The sequence below is a fragment of the Stenotrophomonas sp. 2YAF22 genome, from assembly GCF_052114665.1.
Taxonomy (GTDB): Bacteria; Pseudomonadota; Gammaproteobacteria; order Xanthomonadales; family Xanthomonadaceae; genus Stenotrophomonas; species Stenotrophomonas indicatrix.
Window position 1 is genome coordinate 1 of sequence record NZ_JBFRFE010000888.1, and the last position, 1,202, is coordinate 1,202.

General features: G+C 65.6%; 3 protein-coding genes. 1 reads left to right on the forward strand and 2 read right to left on the reverse strand.

Features of this window, described 5'->3' with window-relative positions:
• A partial coding sequence (locus AB4Y84_RS22000) for an OB-fold nucleic acid binding domain-containing protein (RefSeq protein WP_442250976.1) occupies window positions 1–438 on the reverse strand: 438 nt, incomplete at its 3' end.
• A 130-nt stretch (window positions 439–568) separates the two neighbouring features.
• Here AB4Y84_RS22000 and AB4Y84_RS22005 point away from each other — a divergent pair.
• On the forward strand, window positions 569–907 hold the full coding sequence (locus AB4Y84_RS22005; protein WP_033831500.1) for a HesB/IscA family protein: 339 nt from the start codon (window positions 569–571) through the stop codon (window positions 905–907).
• Between the two features lie 62 nt (window positions 908–969).
• Here the strand turns inward: AB4Y84_RS22005 and AB4Y84_RS22010 are convergent.
• Window positions 970–1,202, reverse strand: a 233-nt coding sequence (locus AB4Y84_RS22010; RefSeq protein ID WP_442250977.1) for a hypothetical protein, incomplete at its 5' end; no start/stop codon positions are given.

The following is a 1,202-nucleotide window of genomic DNA, read 5'->3' on the forward strand; positions in this document are numbered from 1 at the left end:
CCCGGCCTGGGCCAGGCAGTTGCGGATGCGGGTGACCGCGCCGAACAGGTTGGTGCGCGGGCGCAGGTGCGCCACTTCACGCAGGAACTCCGGCGTCATCGGCTTGGGCTGGATCGGGTAGGTGAGCGGGTCTTCGACCCAGCCGACCACCTCGACCGCGCTGGCCTGGATCTCGAACGACTGGCCCTTGCCCTGCGACTTCACCAGCGTGCCGGTGGCCACCAGCGAGCAGCCGGTGGTCAGGCGCTTGATCTCGTCGAAGTTGGCCAGCGCGTCGCCGGCCACGACCTGGATCGGGGCGAAGCAGGAGCCGTCGGTCACATTCACGAAAGCCAGATTTGCTGAACCGCGCACCGTGCGCACCCAACCGCGTACCGTGACTTCGCCACCTTCCGGGATCTTCCCGGCAAGCGCATGTTCAACGCTGACCACCGTCATGACTTGAATCCTCTGCTGATCGACTCGATCTATGAACACGGGAGTTTACCGGTTGCAGCGTTCTGCTTGCGAGGCATTTCTGCGGTCATCGGCTCCCTATAATGTCCCGGTACCTCTGGAGTGATCCACCATGGCTGTCAGCCTGACCCCTATTGCCTTCGAGCGCGTGCAGCGCTTCGTCGCCCAGACCCCCGGAGCGCTGGGCCTGCGTTTTGGCGTGACCAAGACCGGCTGCTCGGGCTGGGGCCACATCACCGACCTGGCCCGCGACGAGCGCGCGGACGACACCGTGTTCGACCAGGACGGGGTGAAGATCTATGTCGACGCCAAGAGCCTGGCCCTGGTGGACGGCACCGTGATCGACTTCGGCAAGCACGGCCTGAGCGAGACCTTCACGTTCAGCAACCCGAATGCCACCGCCGAGTGCGGCTGCGGCGAGAGCTTCACAACCGACGCCGACAAGGCCTGAGCCCCGCTTGGGTGGGTGCTGACCTTTGGTTGGCACCGACGTTGGAGCGCCCATTGCCGTGGTCAACGGCGGTTGCGGCAGGCATCCCAGGCCAGCAACGCGCCGGCTATCGTCAGGCAGGCCGCCGCATAGCTACCTGGCAACCCTGTGGCTTCGCGCAGAAGATGCATCAGCAGTGCCGCCACCAAGCTCAGAGAGCCCAGGGCCGTAGCGCCGCTGATCGGGCCGTTGCCCACACGGAACAGGCGTCCATCGTCGCGGTTGATCCAGTGCCGCATTCGTGTGAGTCGGTCCA